Genomic DNA, 16,775 nt, shown 5'->3' with positions numbered 1-16,775 from the left:
TATGCTCGACAACAAAGATCTTCAGGCCCGCATCAAGACCGGGCTGCTCTCTTTCCCGGTCACGCCGTTTGGCGAGGACGGGGGATTTGCCGCCGAACCGTTCCGCAAACATCTGGAATGGCTGAGCGATTACGAGGTCGCGGGGCTGATTGTGGCGGGCGGTACGGGTGAGATGTTCTCGCTGACGCCGCAGGAAATCGTGGATGTGGTGAAGGTCGCCAAGGAGGCCCAGCCGGGCCAGCCGATCATCGCTGGCTGCGGCTACGGCACGCGGCTGGCCTGCGAAATCGCGCAGGGGATCGAGGCGGCGGGCGGCGACGGTATCCTGCTGCTGCCGCACTACCTGATCGGCGCCCCAGCGGACGGGATAGAGGCGCATATCCGGGCGGTCTGCAAGGCCACCAAGATGGCCGTGATCGTTTACAACCGGGGCCAGGCGCGGGTGACCGAAGACATGATCGCGCGGCTGGCGGACGAGTGCCCCAACCTGATCGGCTTCAAGGATGGCACCGGCGATATCGACACCGTGCGCCGCATCACCGTGCGCATGGGCGACCGGCTGAGCTACATCGGCGGGATGCCCACGCATGAGCTGTTTGCGCAGGCCTATCGCGGCGCGGGGATGCCCACCTACTCCTCCGCGGTGTTCAACTTTGTGCCCGAGACGGCGCTGGAGTTCCACGCGGCCTTCACCGCCGGTGACGATGCGAAATGCGAGCAGATGCTGCGCGATTTTTACTACCCCTTCGCCAAGATCCGTGACCGCAAGACCGGCTATGCGGTGAGCGCGATCAAGGCGGGCGTGAAGCTGCGCGGGTTCGAAACCGGGCCGGTGCGCAGCCCGCTGACCGACCTGACCGACGAGGAAATGGGCCTGATGGAGCAGCTCATCGCGGGGCGCAAATAAACCTGCGCTGAAGGTTAACGCCCCTCCGATGCACTGAAATCGGGGGATGCACAACTGATGCACATCCGATGCACATTCCATGCATACGCGATGCGCCAAAATTGTGGAGGGCCGCTTCGTTGCCACAAGGCACGGCGGCCCTTCTCTTTTGTAACCTTTTTGCCCGGCGCCTTGGCTGGAGGCTTGCCGCAATTAGGTCACTAATATATCAGTAAGCGAGTCGCAGCGTCAGGGGAGGACCGGGCGCGCGGCCCGAAACAGGTAAACGGGAGGATACCAATGACATTCAAAACCCTCGCCAAGACGGTCAGCACCCTTGCGGTGGCTTCCGTCATCGGCGCCATGGCGACGGCCTCGATGGCCGCCGAGCGGACTCTGAAAATTCAGACCAGCTCGAACGCCAGCCACGCTTCGCTTGCTTATCTCAACGAAGAGTGGGTGCCCAAGCTGGAAGAGATGACCGGCGGTTCGCTGGGTGTCGAGCTTCTGCCCGTGGACGCGGTTGTGCCGCGCCGCGAGACCGCCGAAGCGATCGGCGTTGGCATCCTCGACGGCGACCTCACCTCGATCAACTACTTCGCCGGTGTCGACCCGGCCTTCGCACTGATGGGCGACCTGATCGCGGGCTACGACAGCGCCGACCAGATCCAGGCCTTCTGTGCGCAGGGCGGCGGAAAGGAGATGCTGCAAAAGCTCTTTGATGCCCACTTCCCAGGTGTGCATGTGGTTGGCTGCGGCGCCTATGCCCGCGAGGCCTTTGTCTCGAAGGTGCCGGTGCGCAGCGTGGAAGACCTGCAGGGTCTGAAGATCCGCTCGCCCGAAGGCCTTGCCGCCGACGTGTTCAAGCGCGCGGGTGCTGCGCCTGTGTCGATGTCCGGTTCGGAAACCTATGGCGCGCTGGAGAAGGGCGTGATCGACGCCGCCGATAACTCGGCCTATGCCAACAACGACGCCAACGGGATGCACAAGATCGCCAAATACCCGATCTTCCCCGGCATCCACTCCACCCCGATCCTGCAGTTCACCATCAGCCAGCAGGTGTATGACGAGCTGAGCGAGCAGGAGCGCGTGGCGCTCGAGACCTGGTATCTCGCTGCCTACAACGGGCTGCGTCAGCACTTCGACCGTCTCGACCGCCAGCTGGTGGCCCGCGACAAGGCTGCCGGTGAACTGGAGATCATCGACTGGCCGCAGGAAGAGCGCGACAAACTCCGTGTCATCGCCCAGGAAGCCTGGAGCGCCTTTGCCTCTCAGACCGAACTGGCGCAGGAAGTCTATGACGCGCATGTCGCCTTCATGAAAGAAGCCGGGCTGCTCTGAGCCCAGCTTGAGCCTGCGCCCCCCTGACCGGCGGGCGCAGGCCACTCTTGCCCAAAGGGGCACAGCCGATCTTTGCCCTACGGGGCTACCAGAATTTCCGCGAGAGGGACGGCCCCTGAGAGGGCCAAGGGGAGCGCGCAGATGACCCAGCGATACGACGAGGCCGTGCAGGCCAGCCACGCCGAGATTGCCGATCAGGATCCGTTGCACCATGATGACGAGGCCGATCTGGCGATGGCGGATTACACGCCTGTCGAGCACACCAGCCACGTTGTGGGCATTGCGGTTTCGACCTTTTACATGATCGCCGCGCTGGCCACCCTCTGGGAGGTCTTCTCGCGCTACGTGCTGAACCAGCCGACCTATTGGGCCTTCGAGACCGTGATGGTCACCGTTGCCGCCGCGTGGATGCTCTCTGCCGGTTACGTGACGATGAAGAAGCGGCACATTGCCATCACCGTCATCCACAACATTGCCAGCCCCGGCACCCGCTGGTGGCTCGATCTGCTGGCCATGGTGGTGGGCATTTTCGCGCTCTACATGCTGCTGACCGACGCCTCTGTGCGGGCCTATGACAGCGTGATGCGGGTGGAGACCTCTGGCTCGGCCTTCAACTCGCCCCTGCCCTTCATGATGAAGAGCCTGATGGTGCTGGGCGCCTTCATGTATCTGGCGCAGCTCACGATGAACCTGCATCGCCACCTCAGCTCCGGCTGGGCGAAGCTGATCGTGAAGGCGGTGGCCGTCTACTTCGTGTTCTACTTCGTCTCCGCCTTCCTGAGCCATGTGCTGGACATTCAGATCTTCAAAGCGGTGTCCGACTGGATCTCGGGGCTGGGCGCGTCGATGGACCCGTCGAAGGCGCTGCAACTGCGCAGCATGGACCTTGGCACCATCTCGCTGATCATGGTGATCCTGCTGATCGTACTGATGATGACCGGCATGCCGCTGGGCGTGGTGACGCTCTTCGTCTCTGTCATCATGGCGGTCGGCTTCTTTGGCCCGCGCGGGTTGTTCTTGGTGTCGTCCAACGCGGCGGGCCTGCTGGAGCACTACAGCCTCGTGGCGGTGCCGTTCTTCGTGCTGATGGCCTCAATCCTCGAACGGGCGGGCATTGCCGAAGACCTGTTTGACGCGATGAGCATCTTCGCCGGCAACCTGCGCGGCGGCGTGGCGGTGCAGACGACCGTTGTGGCGGTGATCCTGGCGGCCATGTCGGGCGTGATGGGCGGCGAGATCGTGATGCTGGGGCTTGTGGCGCTGCCGCAGATGTTCCGCCTTGGCTATGACCGCAAGCTCTCGATTGGCCTGATCTGTGCCGCCGGTGCGCTGGCGACGCTGATCCCGCCGTCGATCATCACCATCGTTTACGGCGTGTCCGCCGAGGTGGGGATTGGCGATCTGTTCATGGCCGGTGCGATCCCGGGCATCATGCTGGCGACCTTCTATGCCGGTTACGTGCTGATCCGGGTGAACCTGAACCCCTCGATGGCCCCCACGGCCGCAGAGGTCGCAGAGATCACCGGCACCAAGCAGAAGCTGAGCCGCGAGCGGCTGACGGCGGTGATCCTCTGCGTGATCCTCATCGCGATGGTAATGGGCTCGATCTACGGCGGCATCGCCTCGGTCACCGAGTCCGCCGCGGTGGGCTGCATCGGCGCGCTCTTCATCGCCGCCGTGCGCAACCGGTTCAACTGGGATGTGATCTCGGCCTCGCTGCTGGGCACCATGACCACGGTGGGCACGATCATCTGGCTGATCCTCGGCGCTGTCTCCTTCGTGGGGATCTTCAACCTCGTCGGTGGTGGTGACTTCATCCGGTCACTGTTCCTGAACCTCGGGCTATCGGCCATGGGCACGGTGATCGTGATGATGTTGATCCTGATGGTGCTGGGCACCTTCATGGAGTGGATCGCCATCGTGCTGATCACCGTGCCGGTCTTTGCCCCGGTGGTGATGACGCTGGCGCCCGAGCTTGGCCTGACCGAGGATCAGGCGAAGATCTGGTTCGGCATCCTCTTTGTGATGAACATCCAGATTTACTTCCTGTCGCCGCCCTTTGGCCCGGCCTGCTTCTGGCTCAAGTCGGTTGCACCCAAGGATGTGACGTTGCAGGAAATCTTCCTATCCGTGCTGCCCTTCATCGCGCTGCAGATCACCGGCCTCGTTCTGGTGATGATGTTCCCGCAGATCGCGCTGTGGCTGCCCGAACTCTTGAACTGAGGAGGCTGACATGATCGGCAGAGACTCTCACGAAGACATCAACGGCTATGGCCTCTGGCCCTGGATCGGGGGGCTGGTGCTGGCCGGGGTGATCATTACGCTGATGTTCACCTTCGCCACCCCCATCTCCTGAGGTTCGCCATGAAGAAGCCTGAAGACCTGCGATCCGCCCGGTGGTTCGCCCCGGATGACCTGCGCTCGATGGGCCACCGCTCCCGAGCGCGCCAGATGGGGCTCGATGGCAATGACTGGGAAGGCAAGCCGGTCATCGCGATCATCAACACATGGTCGGACCTGTCGCCCTGCCACCACCACCTGCGCGACCGCGCGGAGTTTGTGAAGAAAGGCGTGTATCAGGCCGGGGGGATGCCGGTGGAGATGCCGGTGCAGAGCTTCAGCGAGCAGTTCCTGAAGCCCACCTCGATGCTTTATCGCAACTTCGGGGCGATGGAGGTGGAAGAGGTGCTGCGCTCGCATCCGGTGGATGGCGTGGTGCTGATGGGGGGCTGCGACAAGTCCACCCCTGCCCTCGTGATGGGCGCGATCAGCATGGGCATTCCCTTCATCTTCATGCCGGCGGGCGCGATGCTGCGGGGCAATTACGCGGGGCAAAAGCTCGGCTCGGGCACGGACGTTTGGAAATATTGGGACGAGCGGCGCGCGGGCACCATCGGCAAGGAAGAGTGGGATGGCGTGGAGGGCGGCATTGCCCGCAGCTACGGCACCTGCATGACGATGGGCACCGCTTCGACGATGATGAGCATCGCCGAGGGGTTCGGGCTTTGCCTGCCGGGCGCGTCTAGCATCCCGGCGCCGGATGCGGGGCACAAGCGGATGGCGGCGGCCTGCGGGCGGCGCGCGGTTGAGATGGTCTGGGAAGACCTGACGCCGGAAAAAATCATCACTTGGGAAGCCACGCGCAACGCGGTGCGGGTGGCGATGGCGACGGGGTGCTCGACCAACGCGGTCATTCACCTGCTGGCGATGGCCCGGCGGGCCGGGATCGACCTGACGCTTGATGAGTTCGACCGGATCGGCCACGAGGTGCCGGTGCTGGCGAATTTGCGGCCGTCTGGCGACAAATACCTGATGGAAGATTTCTTCTACGCGGGCGGGTTGCCTGCGCTGATGGCGGAGCTGGGCGACAAGCTGGAGCTGGGCGCGATGACCGTGACCGGCAAGACCGTGGGCGAGAACATCGAAGGCGCGAAGAACTTCAATGACGATGTGATCCGGCCGCTCTCCAACCCGGTTTACCATGAGGGGAGCCTCGCGGTGCTGAAGGGCAACCTCGCGCCCGATGGCGCGGTGATCAAACCCGCCGCTTGCAACCCGGATTTCTGGCAGCATCGTGGCCCGGCACTGGTGGCCGACAGCTACGCCGAGCTGAAAGAGATCATCAACGACGAAGACCACCCGATGAGTGCCGATACTGTGCTGGTGCTGCGCAACGCCGGGCCACAGGGCGGGCCGGGGATGCCGGAGTGGGGAATGCTGCCGATGCCCAAGGCGCTGCTGAAGCAGGGCATTCGCGACATGGTGCGGATGAGCGATGCGCGGATGAGCGGCACCAGCTATGGCGCCTGCGTGCTGCACATCGCCCCCGAGGCCTACGTGGGCGGCCCGCTGGCGTTGCTGAAGACCGGCGACATGGTGGTGCTGGATATCAAGGCACGCAAGCTGGAGATGGAAGTTTCCGACGAGGAACTGGCCGAGCGGCGCAAGGCCTGGCAGGCCCCGCCCCCGCGCTACGAGCGCGGCTATGGCGCGATGTTCAGCCAGCATATCGAGCAGGCCGACAAGGGGTGCGATTTTGACTACCTGCGCACCGATTTCGGCGCGCCCGTTCCCGAACCGGAGATCAACTGATGGGCCTCGATCTGAGCGAGCGGCGCATTGCCGCGCGGCCTCCAATGGCCGGGCACAAGCCGCGCTTTCAGACCGACCGGATCGAGAGCCTGACCCTGCGCCATGTGGTGGTGCCGATGGACAAGCCGATCAGCGACGCCAAGGTGCTGACCGGGCGGCAGAGCCCGCTTGCCGCGCTCGATCTGCTGATGGTCGAGATGGTGAGCGAAGGCGGGCACACGGGGCTCGGGTTTTCCTACACGTTGCGTGCTGGCGGGCCGGGGATGTTTGCACTGGGCTGCGAACTGGCGCCGTTTCTGATTGGGCAAGACCCCAATGATATCAACCGCATCTGGGAAAGGCTCGCGTGGCAGAGCATCTCGCTCGGGCGCGGCGGGATGGCCTATCACGCGGTCTGCGCCTTTGACGTGGCGCTCTGGGACATGAAGGCGCGGCGGGCGGGGCTTCCGCTGGCCAAGCTCTTCGGGGCGCATCGGGATTCTGTGCGGATCTACAATTCGCAGGGGCAGTATCTGCAGGCCTCGATTGACGAGATGAAGGCGGCGGCGGACCGGTCGATTGCCAATGGCATCGGCGGGATCAAGATGAAGGTCGGCCAGCCGGACGGGCAGGAAGACCTGAAGCGGATCGACGCGATGCGCGCCCATCTGCCCGAGCACATCGCCCTGATGATCGACGCCAACCAGCAGTGGGATAGGGCCTATGCGCTGCAATTCGGCCGGGTGGTGGATGGCATGGGCCTCGCCTTCATCGAGGAGCCGCTGGACGCATGGGATTTTGACGGCCACGCCGAGCTGGCCCGCAATCTGGCGACCCCGGTGGCAACCGGCGAGATGCTGACCTCGCCGCAGGAGCACTTTGACCTGATCGGCAAGGGCGGCTGCGATGTGAACCAGCTGGACGTATGCCGGATTGGTGGCTTCACCCCGATGCTGAAGGTGATGACCATGGCCGAGGCGGCGCGGATCGAGCTGGCCCCGCATATGGTGATGGAGCTGCATATTCACGCGGCGGCGGCTTATGGCAGCGAGGGCTGGGTGGAGCACTTTGAATGGTGGCTGCCGCTCTTCAACGAGCAGTTGGAGATTTCGGGCGGCAAGATGCATGTGCCCGAGCGCCCCGGCCTTGGCTTTACGCTGAGCGACAAGGCACGGGAGTGGACGCGGGCCGAAGAGAGCTTTGGAGGTGCGACATGAGCCGGGTAAGAGAAGCGCTGGCCGGGATTTCGGGCATTCTCGTGACGCCCTACGGCGATGACGGCGAGATCGCGCCCGAGAAGCTGGTGCCAATCATCGATCGGTCTGTGGATGCGGGCGTGGATATTCTCGTGGTGAACGGGAATACGGGCGAGTTCTACAGCCTCGAAGAGGCCGAGGCGGCGCGGATGTGCTCGTCGGTCGTCGAGATGGTCGACGGGCGGGCGCCTGTGTTTGCCGGGATCGGGCGCAGCATCCGCGAGGCGGAGCGGGCGGCGAAACACGCCGCCAAGGCCGGGGCCGATGCGCTGATGATCCACCAAACGCCGGACCCCTTCGTGTCGCCGCGCGGCTATGCGGACTACGTGAAGCGCGTGGTGGATGCGGGCGGCGGGCTGCCGGTGATGCTCTACCTGCGCAACGACGGGATGGGGCCGAAGGCAATTGCGGAGATCTGCTCCATCGAAGGCGTGGCCGGGGTGAAATGGGCAACGACGAACGCGCTGAACCTGTCGCGGGCCATCGAGGAGAGCCCGGAGGATGTGATCTGGGTCGCCGGGCTCGCCGAAGTCTGGGCGCCGCCGCTCTATGCGGTGGGGGCGCGGGGGTTTACCAGCGGGCTGATCAACGTGTGGCCTGAGCGGTCGGTGGCGATCCGCGATGCGCTGGCGGCGGGGGACTACCCGGGCGCGGCGCGGCTCATCGAGGGGATGCGGGTGTTCGAGGACATCCGCGCCGAGGAGATGGGCGGAACCAACGTGACCGGGGTGAAGGCCGCGCTGGCGGCGCAGGGGATGGACTGCGGGGCGTGCCGCCCGCCGGGGGCCAGCGGGCTGACCGAGCGGCAGACGGCGGATTTGATGGGCTTCATGAAAGAGGCGGGGTTGCTGTGAGCGACGTGATGGAAAAATCGCCGGTGATCCGGCTGGACGAGGCCGACAACGTGGTTGTCGCTCGGGTCGAGATCGCTGCCGGGACCACGGTGGCGAGCGAAGGCGTGACCACGCTTCAGGAGGTGCCGCTGGGCCACAAGATCGCCACGCGGGCGATCCGCAAAGGCGAGCCGATCCTGAAATACGCGACTATCATCGGCTTTGCGGGCGAGGACATTGTGCCGGGTACCTGGCTGCACTCGCACAACGTTCTGGTCGATGACTTCCAGAAAGATTACCGCTTTTCAAAGGATTACGTGGAAACGCCGGTGCTGCCCGAGGAAGAGCGCGCGCGGTTCATGGGAATCCGTCGCAAGGACGGGCGGATTGGCACGCGCAATTACATCGGGATTTTCATCACGGTGAACTGCTCGGCCACGGTGGCGCGGAAGATTTCTGCCTATTTCGACGAGGAGCGGCTGGAGAAGTGGCCGAACGTCGATGGCGTGGTGGCTTTTGTCCACCAGCAGGGCTGCGGCATGGAGATGACCGGCGAGCCGATGGACCTGCTTCGGCGGACGCTGGCCGGGTATATCCGGCATCCGAACACGGCGGGGGCGCTGGTGTGTTCGCTGGGCTGCGAGCGGAACAATCTCGGCGAGTTCTTCGAGAAGGAGTCGCTGGAGAGCGGCAAGATGCTGCGGGCGATCACTATGCAGCATGTCGGCGGCACGGCGGCGGCGGTGGAGGAAGGCAAGCGGGTGATCCGCGAGATGCTGGACGAGGCCAACGCGATCGAGCGCGAGCCGGTGAGCGCGGAGCACCTGATGGTGGGGCTTCAGTGCGGCGGCTCGGACGGGTTTTCTGGCCTCAGCGCCAACCCGGCGCTTGGGAAGGCCGTGGACATTCTGGTAAAGCACGGCGGCACGGCGATCCTCTCGGAGACGCCGGAGCTTTATGGCGTGGAGCACACGCTGACCGCGCGGGCGAAGACGCCTGAGGTGGGGCAGAAGTTTATCGAGCGGATCAACTGGTGGCTCAAGTACAACGAGGGCCGGGATGTGCAGATGAACGGGCGGGTCTCGCCCGGCAACAACGCGGGCGGATTGGCCAATGTGATCGAGAAGTCGCTGGGCGGCTCGAAGAAGGGCGGCTCGACCGGGATCAACGCGGTCTATGAATATGCCTATCCGGTGCTCGAGAAGGGCCTCGTGATCATGGATACGCCGGGCTACGACCCGGTGAGCGCTACGGGGCAGATTGCCGGTGGGGCCAACCTCGTTTGCTTTACCACCGGCCGGGGGAGCTGCTTTGGCTCGATGCCCGCGCCGACGATCAAGCTGGCGACGAATACCCCGATGTATGGCCGGATGACGGGCGACATGGACGTGAACTGCGGCACGGTGATCGACGGCGACAAGTCGCTGGACGAGGTCGGGCAGGAGATCTTCGAGAAGATGCTGGCGGTGGCCAGTGGGGAGAAATCGAAGAGCGAGGCGCTGGGTGTGGGCGAGGAGGAATTTGCGCCCTGGCCGATTGGCGTGACGGGGTAGCGGGGGCGAAGAAAGCCCGAGGGGCTTGATGAGCGGGCGCCGGGTGCGCTCGTCCGCCCTTCGAGGCGTCCTCGCCTAGAGAATGACCTGCGGTTCGGGCAGGCCCGCAACGTCGACGGGGACTTCGTACGTCACGCCCTGCTTTCCATCCTTCGTCATTCCACCGCAGGCGGTGGTCACGTAGAGCGTGGTCAGCCCCTCACCGCCGAAGGCCGGGCAGGTCGATTTCTCACCACCGACTTCGATCACCTTATCGGCGCTGCCATCGGGCAGGTAGCGTACCACGCGGCCTGCGCCCCATTGGGCGTTCCAGAGGGCGCCCTCGCTGTCCACCAGCGACCCGTCCGGGTAGAGGCCTTCGGTGGCCAGATCGACGAAGACCTCCGCCTCGCCTGCTGGCCAGCCTTCGGCGTCGAGCGGGGTTTTCATGATCTTCTGCGTCACCGTATCGGACCAATAGGCCAGCCGCCCGCCGGGAGCGAAGCAGATCGAGTTGCTGACGGTGATCTCGCCATAGAGTTGCCGCAACTCGCCCTTGTAATAGCGGTAGATCGCGCCTGCGCCCTTCTCTTCCTTCTTGCCCATTGTGCCGATCCAGAAGCCGCCCATCGGGTCGGCGCGGCCATCGTTGGAGCGGGTCACGGGGTTGTTGGCCTCCAGCGGGGCGATGTGTTCGCGCACGCCAGTGTCGAGATCGAAGGTGAAGAGCTGGGTCTCGGATGCGATGAGCAGCACGTCTTCGGAGAGCCAGCCAGCGGCGGAGACCAGCTCGGGGAAGGTCCACTCGTGGGGGCCTTCTTTGGTCTGTGTCAGCAGGCGGGCTTCGAGGATGTCGAACCAAAAGAGCTGGCGGCGCAGCGGGTGCCAGAGCGGGCCTTCACCAAGGCGGCAAGCGCGGGTGTCGTAGACCTCGCTCATGGCATGACCTCATCGTAGGCCGCGACGATGGCGACGGCCTTTTCGGCCACCTCGGCGGGCGTGTCGCCGGGCTTGTAGAGCGCGGAGCCGATCCCAAAGCCCGAAACGCCTGCCGCAGCCCAGTCGGCGAAGTTGGAAGGACCGGCCCCGCCCACGGCGAGCACCTCTGTACCTGCGGGCAGCACGGCGCGGATGGCCTTGAGCCCCTCGGGGCCGAGCAGCGAGCCGGGGAAGAGCTTGAGGCCGGTCGCGCCGTGGCGCAGCGCGGTGAAGGCCTCTGACGGGGTCATGATGCCGGGGTAGGAGAGCAGGCCTGCGGCCACTGTCGCGTCGATCACTGCCGGGTTGGTATCGGGCGAGACGATGAGGCGGGCGCCGGTGGCGGCGACATTGGCCACATCGTCTGGGGTGAGCACGGTGCCTGCGCCGATCACCGCCTCGGGGAAGGCTTGCACCATCGCGGCGATGGAGGCGAGCGGATCGGGCGAGTTGAGCGGCACCTCGATCTTGGTGATCCCGGCGGCGATGAGCGTTTCAGCGATGGTGACGGCCTCGGGCGGCGTCAGGCCGCGGAGGATGGCGACGATGTTGCGGGTCATGAGCGGCTCCGGTGCGGCGTCAGGCGAGGGCCATGCGGGCGGCGGTGAGGCCAGCCAGCGCGAGATTGTCGCCATCGTGGGTTTCGGGGGCGAGGCCTTGGGCGGCGAGAGCCTTGGCGTAGGGTTCGGTCAGGAGCGGGCCGCCGATGAGGGCGACGCGCTGGCCGAGCCAGTAGGGGCGCGCGGCGGCGAGTTCGAGGCCGATGAGCATGCCGGACAGGCGCGCGCGGGCGGTGCCGGGCGCGAGGCCGCTGAGCAGCGAGGCGGCGCGGAGGGAGAAGAGCGAGGAGGCCAGTCGCTCGGGGCGGGACATGGCCTCGGAGGCGGCCTCGGCAAAGGCGCTGTCGTCCCAACCCTCGCCGTGGAGCGAGTGGCGCAGCACCGACTGCAAGGAGAGCAGCGAAAAGAGCTCGCCGGTCATGAAGGTGCTGAAGCTGACGATCTCACCGGCGGAGACATGGACCCATTTGGAGTGGGTGCCGGGTAGGCAGAGGATGCCGTCGAAGTCGGGGTTGCCGGCGAGGAAGCCTGCGACTTGCGTTTCTTCGCCGCGCATCACGTCTGCCGGGTCCTGCTGGCTGACGCCGGGCAGGATGCGCACGCGCAGGCGCGGGTCATTGGTGGGGGCGCTCACCGGGGCGAGGCCGGAGGGCTTGCAGGGGGCGGAGGCGTAGGGAGCTTCGACCCAGCCCTGCTTGGCGCCCGCCATGCCGCAAACGAGCACATCTATGGGGCCGTCGCCGAGGTATTTTTCGGCGAGGGCAAGGAGGGCGGGCTCGTAGCCGTCCGGCGTGAGTGCGCCCATGCCCGCGCTGCTGGATTCGCGGCCGATCACCTCCCCCTCTGCGCCGATGGCCCAGAGGCGGAGGTTGGAGGTGCCCCAGTCGGCCGCGATCCAGCTTGCGGTCATGCGCCTGCGAGGTCCTCGGGGAGGATCGCGTCGGGCATGTTCTGGTAGCAGACCGGGCGCAGGAAGCGGCGGATCGAGAGGGTGCCTACGGAGGTTGCGCCGAAGTTGGTGGAGGCCGGGTAGGGGCCGCCGTGGACCATGGTGTCGGCCACTTCCACGCCGGTCGGGAAGCCGTTGACGAGGATGCGGCCGGCCTTGCGCTCGAGGATCGGCATCAGGGCGCGGGCGCGCTCGGTGTCACCCTCATCCATGTGGATGGTGGCGGTGAGCTGGCCTTCGAAGCCTTTCGCGAGCGTCTCCATCTCTTCTTTACCATTCACCCGTACAACCAGCCCGAGGGGGCCGAAAACCTCCTCGCCCAGCGCGTGGTCCTGCAGGTAGGCCGCGGCGTCGGTTTCATAGAGATTGGGGCTGGCATTGCGGCCCTCGTCGGCGTTGGTCAGCAGCGGCTGCACGGCATTGCGGCCGTCGAAGCGGGCCTTGCCGTCTTGATAGGCCTTGGCGATGCCGTCGGTGAGCATGGTCTGCGGGGCGGCCTTGGAGAGCGCCTCTTTGGCGGCGGAGACGAAGGCATCGCCATCGGCGCCCTTCTCGACCACGGCGATGCCGGGGTTGGTGCAGAACTGGCCTGCGCCCATGGTGAGCGAACCGGCCCAGCCCTCGCCCATCGCCGCACCGCGCGCCTTGGCGGCCTCGGGGAGCACGAACATGGGGTTCACGGAGCCCAGCTCACCGAAGAAGGGGATCGGCTCGGGGCGGGCGGCGCAGAGGTTGAAGAGCGCGCGACCACCGCCGAGGGAGCCGGTGAAGCCCACGGCCTTGATCAGCGGGTGCTCGACGAGGGTGGTGCCCACATCGCGCTTGCCGCCCTGGATCAGGGAGAAGACGCCGGGGTGGATGCCGCACTTCTGGATCGCGGCGTCGATGGCCTGGGCCACGATCTCGCCCGTGCCGGGGTGGGCGGAGTGACCCTTGACGACCACGGGGCAGCCCGCGGCCAGCGCGGCGGCGGTGTCGCCGCCTGCGGTGGAGAAGGCGAGCGGGAAGTTGGAGGCACCGAAGACGGCGACGGGGCCGATGGGGCGCTGGACCATCTTCAGGTCGGGCCGGGGCAGCGGGGCACGGTCAGGCAGCGCCGCGTCATGGCGCACGTCGAGATAGCCGCCGTCGCGGATGTGGCTGGCGAAGAGGCGGAGCTGGCCGGTGGTGCGGCCGCGCTCGCCCTGCAGGCGGGCCTCGGGCAGACCGGTCTCGGAGGTGCCGATCTCGGTGATCTCGTCACCGCGCGCCTCGATTTCGTCTGCGATGGTGTCGAGAAACTTCGCCCGGGTCTCGCGCGAGCTGTACCCGTAGGTCCAGAAGGCCTCTTCCGCCGCCTCGCAGGCCTTGTTCACCAGATCAGGCGTGCCGACCGGATAGTCGAAGGCCTCGCCGTGGGCGGGCTCGGATTTGAAGGTCGACGGGCCATCGAGCCATTCGCCGGCGATCAGGTGCTTGGACTTGGGGGTAAAGCTCATTTCTCTCCTCACTTGCCCCATTTCAGGGCGATCAGATCAAGTTCTTTTGCGAGTTGCAGCAAGCGGGATTTCGTTCGCTGCGACATGGGTTTCAAGGGGTGGCGGACGTGGTCGGAGCCGATCACGCCGCCCTCCATCATCACCGTCTTGGCGGCGCGGAGGCCGCATTGGCGGTTTTCATGGTTGATGAGCGGCAGGCAGCGCTTCCAGCCAGCGAGCGCGGCGTCATGGTCGCCGTCGAGGTAGTTGACAACGATCGGGCCGATCAGCTCGGGTTGCAGCGCGGAGGTCATGGTGCCGGTGCAGCCTGCGTCGAGGTCGGCCAGCAGGGTCACGGCCTCTTCGCCGTCGAAGGGGCCGACGATGTGCTCTCCGCCCTGCTCGATCAGGGCTGCCAGCTTGTCGGCGGCAAAGGGCGTTTCCATCTTGAAGTAGGAGACATGCTCGATCTCCTTCGCCATGCGCACCAGCGTGGGCACGGTCAGGGTGACGCCGGAGAGCGGCGCATCCTGCACCATGATCGGGATGTTGATGGCATCCGAAACGGCTTGAAAGTGCTCCATGATCCCGGCCTCGGCGGGCACGAGACCTACGCCGTGGTAGGGGGGCATCATCATCAGCATGGAGGCGCCGAGGGACTCGGCGTATTTGGCCCGCTCCACCACGATCTGGGTGGAGAAATGCGAGACGGTGACGATCACCGGGACGCGGCCTGCGACGTGTTCGAGGCTGACGCGGGTGAGCGTGGCGCGTTCCTCGTCGGAGAGCACGAACTGCTCGGAGTAGTTGGCGAGGATGCAGATTGCATCCACCCCTTGGTCGATCATGCAATCGAGGACGCGGCGCATCCCCTCTTCATCCACCAGCCCTTCGGCGGTGAAGGGCGTGGGGGCGACGGGGAGGATTCCGGTGAGCGGGCTTTGCATGGGTGTTCCTTACGTCAGATACGGGTGACATGGAACCGGGAGACCTGCCGATAGGTCTCGCCGGGGTTGAGGGTGATTTGCGGATAGTCGGGGTGGTTGGGCGCGTCGGGCCACTTTTGCGGCTCGATCGCCACCCCGCCGTGCGGGCCGTAGGGCACGCCGCCGTGGCCGGGGACTTCGGAGTTTAGGCCGGAGCCGTCGTAGACCTGAAGGCCGGGTTCGGTGGTGTCGATCTCCAGTTGCAGGTCGCCCGCGCGGAGGGTGCAGGCCGGGTGCATCTCGGTGCCGGGCAGGCGCAGGCAGAAGTTGTGATCGAGCTTGGGGTCGTCCTGCGGCGTGGTGATGGCGCGGGGCTGGCGGAAATCGAAGCGGGTGCCAGCGACGGGCTGCGGGCCGCCCTGCGGGATCTTGTGCTCATCGACCGCGAGGTAGCTGTCGGCGTCGATGTGCATTGTGTGGCCGCCCAGCGTGGGGGTGCCGTCGAGGTTCCAGTAGCTGTGGTGGGCGATGTTGCAGAAGGTCGGAGCGTCGGTTGTGCCGGTAATCTCAAGCGTCAGCGCGCCTTCGTCGTCGAGGCTGTAGGTGGCGGTGAGGGCGAGGTTGCCGGGGTAGCCCGCCTGACCGTCGGCCAAGGTGATCGTAAAGGTGGCGGAGGTCTCGCTGTGGCTGGCGAGCGACCAGTTGACGTAGCCGCAGCCATCGGAGCCGCCGTGAATGGCGGTGCGGCCGGCCTCATTGGTCTCCAGTTGGACTGTGGCGCCATTCAAAGGCGCGCGTCCGCCCGCGATGCGGTTGGCGGCGCGGCCCACAACGGCGCCGTAATTGCGCATACGGCTGCGGTAAGGCTCGAACACCGGGGAGCCGAGGACAAGGCTATGCGGGGTGCCGTCGAGGCGGAAGTCCTGAAGGGTCGCGCCCCAAGTCATCACCCGGGCGGTGGCGGGACCGTTTTGCAGGGTGACGATCTCGACGGTGTCGCCCTCGGGCGTGGTGGCGAAGATTTCGGCAGTCATTCGTGAAAGGGCTCCGTGAGGGTGCGGTGGCCGAGGGTGAAGGCATCGGCAACGTGGCGCATGGGGGCGAGGTCCATGTCGATCTCTCCGGCGGCGACGAGGCGGGCGAGGTTGGCGTAGAGGCGCGGGTATTCGCCCTTGAGCGCGTCGGCGTCTTCGCCCTGCTCGGTGCCGTCGATCTGGAGGCACGCACCGCCGTCGAGCAGCTTGAGGGTGCCTTCGGTGGTTTCGGCCTCGATCTCCCATGTCTGGTCGCCGGTCTGGCGCCAGTCGAACACCATGTCGACAGAGGCCGTGGGATGGGCGAAGGCGAGCTGCGCGCCGATGGGGGCTTGGCAGTTTTCCGGCACGTCGAGGTTGGCGGAGGTCAGGTGGATCGGGTCTGGCAGGATCTCGGTGACGATGGAGATGGCGTTGATGCCGGGATCGAACACGCCGAGGCCGCCGGGTTGCCAGATCCACTCCTGCCCCGGGTGCCAGCGGCGCACGTCTTCCTTCCACGTCACGGTGAATTTTGTGAGCTGTTTGCCGGCAAGCCAAGCCTTGGCCTGCGGGACCATCGCCGCCTCGCGGCTGTGCCATGAGGCGTAGAGGGTGACTCGGTTTTCGCGGGCCAGCGCCTCGAGCGTGTGGCACTCGGAGAGGGTCGCGCCCGGGGGTTTTTCGAGCATCACGTGACGGCCTGCCTTGAGGGCCGCCGCCGCGAGGGCGAAGCGCGGCACGGGCGGGACGCAGAGGGAGACGACGCGGATCTCTGGGTGGGCCTCAAGCATCTCGGAGAGCTGCGTATAGGCGGGCGTGCCCTCCACCGTGCCGTTGCGGGAGACGGTGGCGGCCAGTTCCCAATCGGGGGAGGCGGTGATGGACGGCACGTGCTGGTCCACCGCGATCTTGCCGATGCCGACGAGGGCGATTTCCATGGGTGTCTCCGGTTGGTTCGGGTGGTGGGCAG

General features: G+C 65.9%; 15 protein-coding genes. 8 read left to right on the top strand and 7 right to left on the bottom strand.

Annotated features, from left to right (window positions below; genetic code table 11):
- Position 1 precedes the first annotated feature (1 nt).
- From ACUXVX_RS04005 to ACUXVX_RS03970, 8 genes are all read left to right on the top strand, one after another.
- Complete coding sequence (locus ACUXVX_RS04005) at positions 2-907, top strand: 5-dehydro-4-deoxyglucarate dehydratase (RefSeq protein ID WP_446310474.1); 906 nt, start codon at positions 2-4, stop codon at positions 905-907.
- Between the two features lie 279 nt (positions 908-1,186).
- Complete coding sequence (locus ACUXVX_RS04000) at positions 1,187-2,227, top strand: TRAP transporter substrate-binding protein (RefSeq protein ID WP_446310473.1); 1,041 nt, start codon at positions 1,187-1,189, stop codon at positions 2,225-2,227.
- Between the two features lie 141 nt (positions 2,228-2,368).
- A complete protein-coding gene (locus ACUXVX_RS03995; protein ID WP_222470779.1) occupies positions 2,369-4,450 on the top strand; it encodes a TRAP transporter large permease subunit in 2,082 nt (693 codons plus the stop codon).
- 10 nt (positions 4,451-4,460) lie between these two features.
- Positions 4,461-4,583 carry a dihydroxy-acid dehydratase gene (locus ACUXVX_RS03990; protein ID WP_222470780.1) on the top strand — a complete coding sequence of 41 codons (123 nt, stop codon included), beginning with the start codon at positions 4,461-4,463 and terminating at the stop codon, positions 4,581-4,583.
- Positions 4,584-4,591: 8 nt separating this feature from the next.
- Entirely contained in the window at positions 4,592-6,319 is a 1,728-nt protein-coding gene (araD, locus tag ACUXVX_RS03985) for an L-arabinonate dehydratase (protein WP_446310472.1), read from the top strand.
- Entirely contained in the window at positions 6,319-7,515 is a 1,197-nt protein-coding gene (locus ACUXVX_RS03980) for an L-talarate/galactarate dehydratase (RefSeq protein WP_446310471.1), read from the top strand. Before araD ends, ACUXVX_RS03980 begins: the two co-directional genes overlap by 1 nt.
- Entirely contained in the window at positions 7,512-8,408 is an 897-nt protein-coding gene (locus tag ACUXVX_RS03975; protein ID WP_446310470.1) for a dihydrodipicolinate synthase family protein, read from the top strand. The genes ACUXVX_RS03980 and ACUXVX_RS03975 overlap by 4 nt, the downstream gene beginning before the upstream one ends.
- Positions 8,405-9,940 (top strand): UxaA family hydrolase, encoded by a 1,536-nt coding sequence (locus tag ACUXVX_RS03970; protein WP_446310469.1) that lies wholly within the window; start codon positions 8,405-8,407, stop codon positions 9,938-9,940. Before ACUXVX_RS03975 ends, ACUXVX_RS03970 begins: the two co-directional genes overlap by 4 nt.
- Before the next feature lie 75 nt (positions 9,941-10,015).
- On the opposite strand, the gene ACUXVX_RS03965 is transcribed toward ACUXVX_RS03970, so the two are convergent.
- The 7 genes from ACUXVX_RS03965 to ACUXVX_RS03935 are packed head-to-tail and all read right to left on the bottom strand — an operon-like array spanning position 10,016 to position 16,743.
- Positions 10,016-10,858: an SMP-30/gluconolactonase/LRE family protein gene (locus tag ACUXVX_RS03965; RefSeq protein WP_446310468.1), complete on the bottom strand. Its 843-nt coding sequence runs from the start codon at positions 10,856-10,858 to the stop codon at positions 10,016-10,018.
- On the bottom strand, positions 10,855-11,457 hold the full coding sequence (locus ACUXVX_RS03960; protein ID WP_446310467.1) for a 2-dehydro-3-deoxy-6-phosphogalactonate aldolase: 603 nt from the start codon (positions 11,455-11,457) through the stop codon (positions 10,855-10,857). The genes ACUXVX_RS03965 and ACUXVX_RS03960 overlap by 4 nt, the downstream gene beginning before the upstream one ends.
- A 19-nt stretch (positions 11,458-11,476) precedes the next feature.
- Positions 11,477-12,367 (bottom strand): 2-dehydro-3-deoxygalactonokinase, encoded by an 891-nt coding sequence (locus tag ACUXVX_RS03955; RefSeq protein WP_446310466.1) that lies wholly within the window; start codon positions 12,365-12,367, stop codon positions 11,477-11,479.
- Complete coding sequence (locus tag ACUXVX_RS03950; RefSeq protein WP_446310465.1) at positions 12,364-13,884, bottom strand: aldehyde dehydrogenase (NADP(+)); 1,521 nt, start codon at positions 13,882-13,884, stop codon at positions 12,364-12,366. Before ACUXVX_RS03950 ends, ACUXVX_RS03955 begins: the two co-directional genes overlap by 4 nt.
- 8 nt (positions 13,885-13,892) lie before the next feature.
- Entirely contained in the window at positions 13,893-14,810 is a 918-nt protein-coding gene (locus ACUXVX_RS03945; protein ID WP_222470789.1) for a dihydrodipicolinate synthase family protein, read from the bottom strand.
- A gap of 14 nt (positions 14,811-14,824) precedes the next feature.
- Entirely contained in the window at positions 14,825-15,823 is a 999-nt protein-coding gene (locus ACUXVX_RS03940; protein ID WP_446310464.1) for an aldose epimerase family protein, read from the bottom strand.
- Positions 15,820-16,743: a Gfo/Idh/MocA family protein gene (locus ACUXVX_RS03935; protein ID WP_446310463.1), complete on the bottom strand. Its 924-nt coding sequence runs from the start codon at positions 16,741-16,743 to the stop codon at positions 15,820-15,822. Before ACUXVX_RS03935 ends, ACUXVX_RS03940 begins: the two co-directional genes overlap by 4 nt.
- Positions 16,744-16,775: the final 32 nt, after the last annotated feature.

The sequence above is a fragment of the Vannielia sp. SX4 genome (assembly GCF_052828525.1).
Note: the sequence above shows the minus strand (reverse complement) of the source record. Positions and strands in the feature narration are given on the sequence as shown.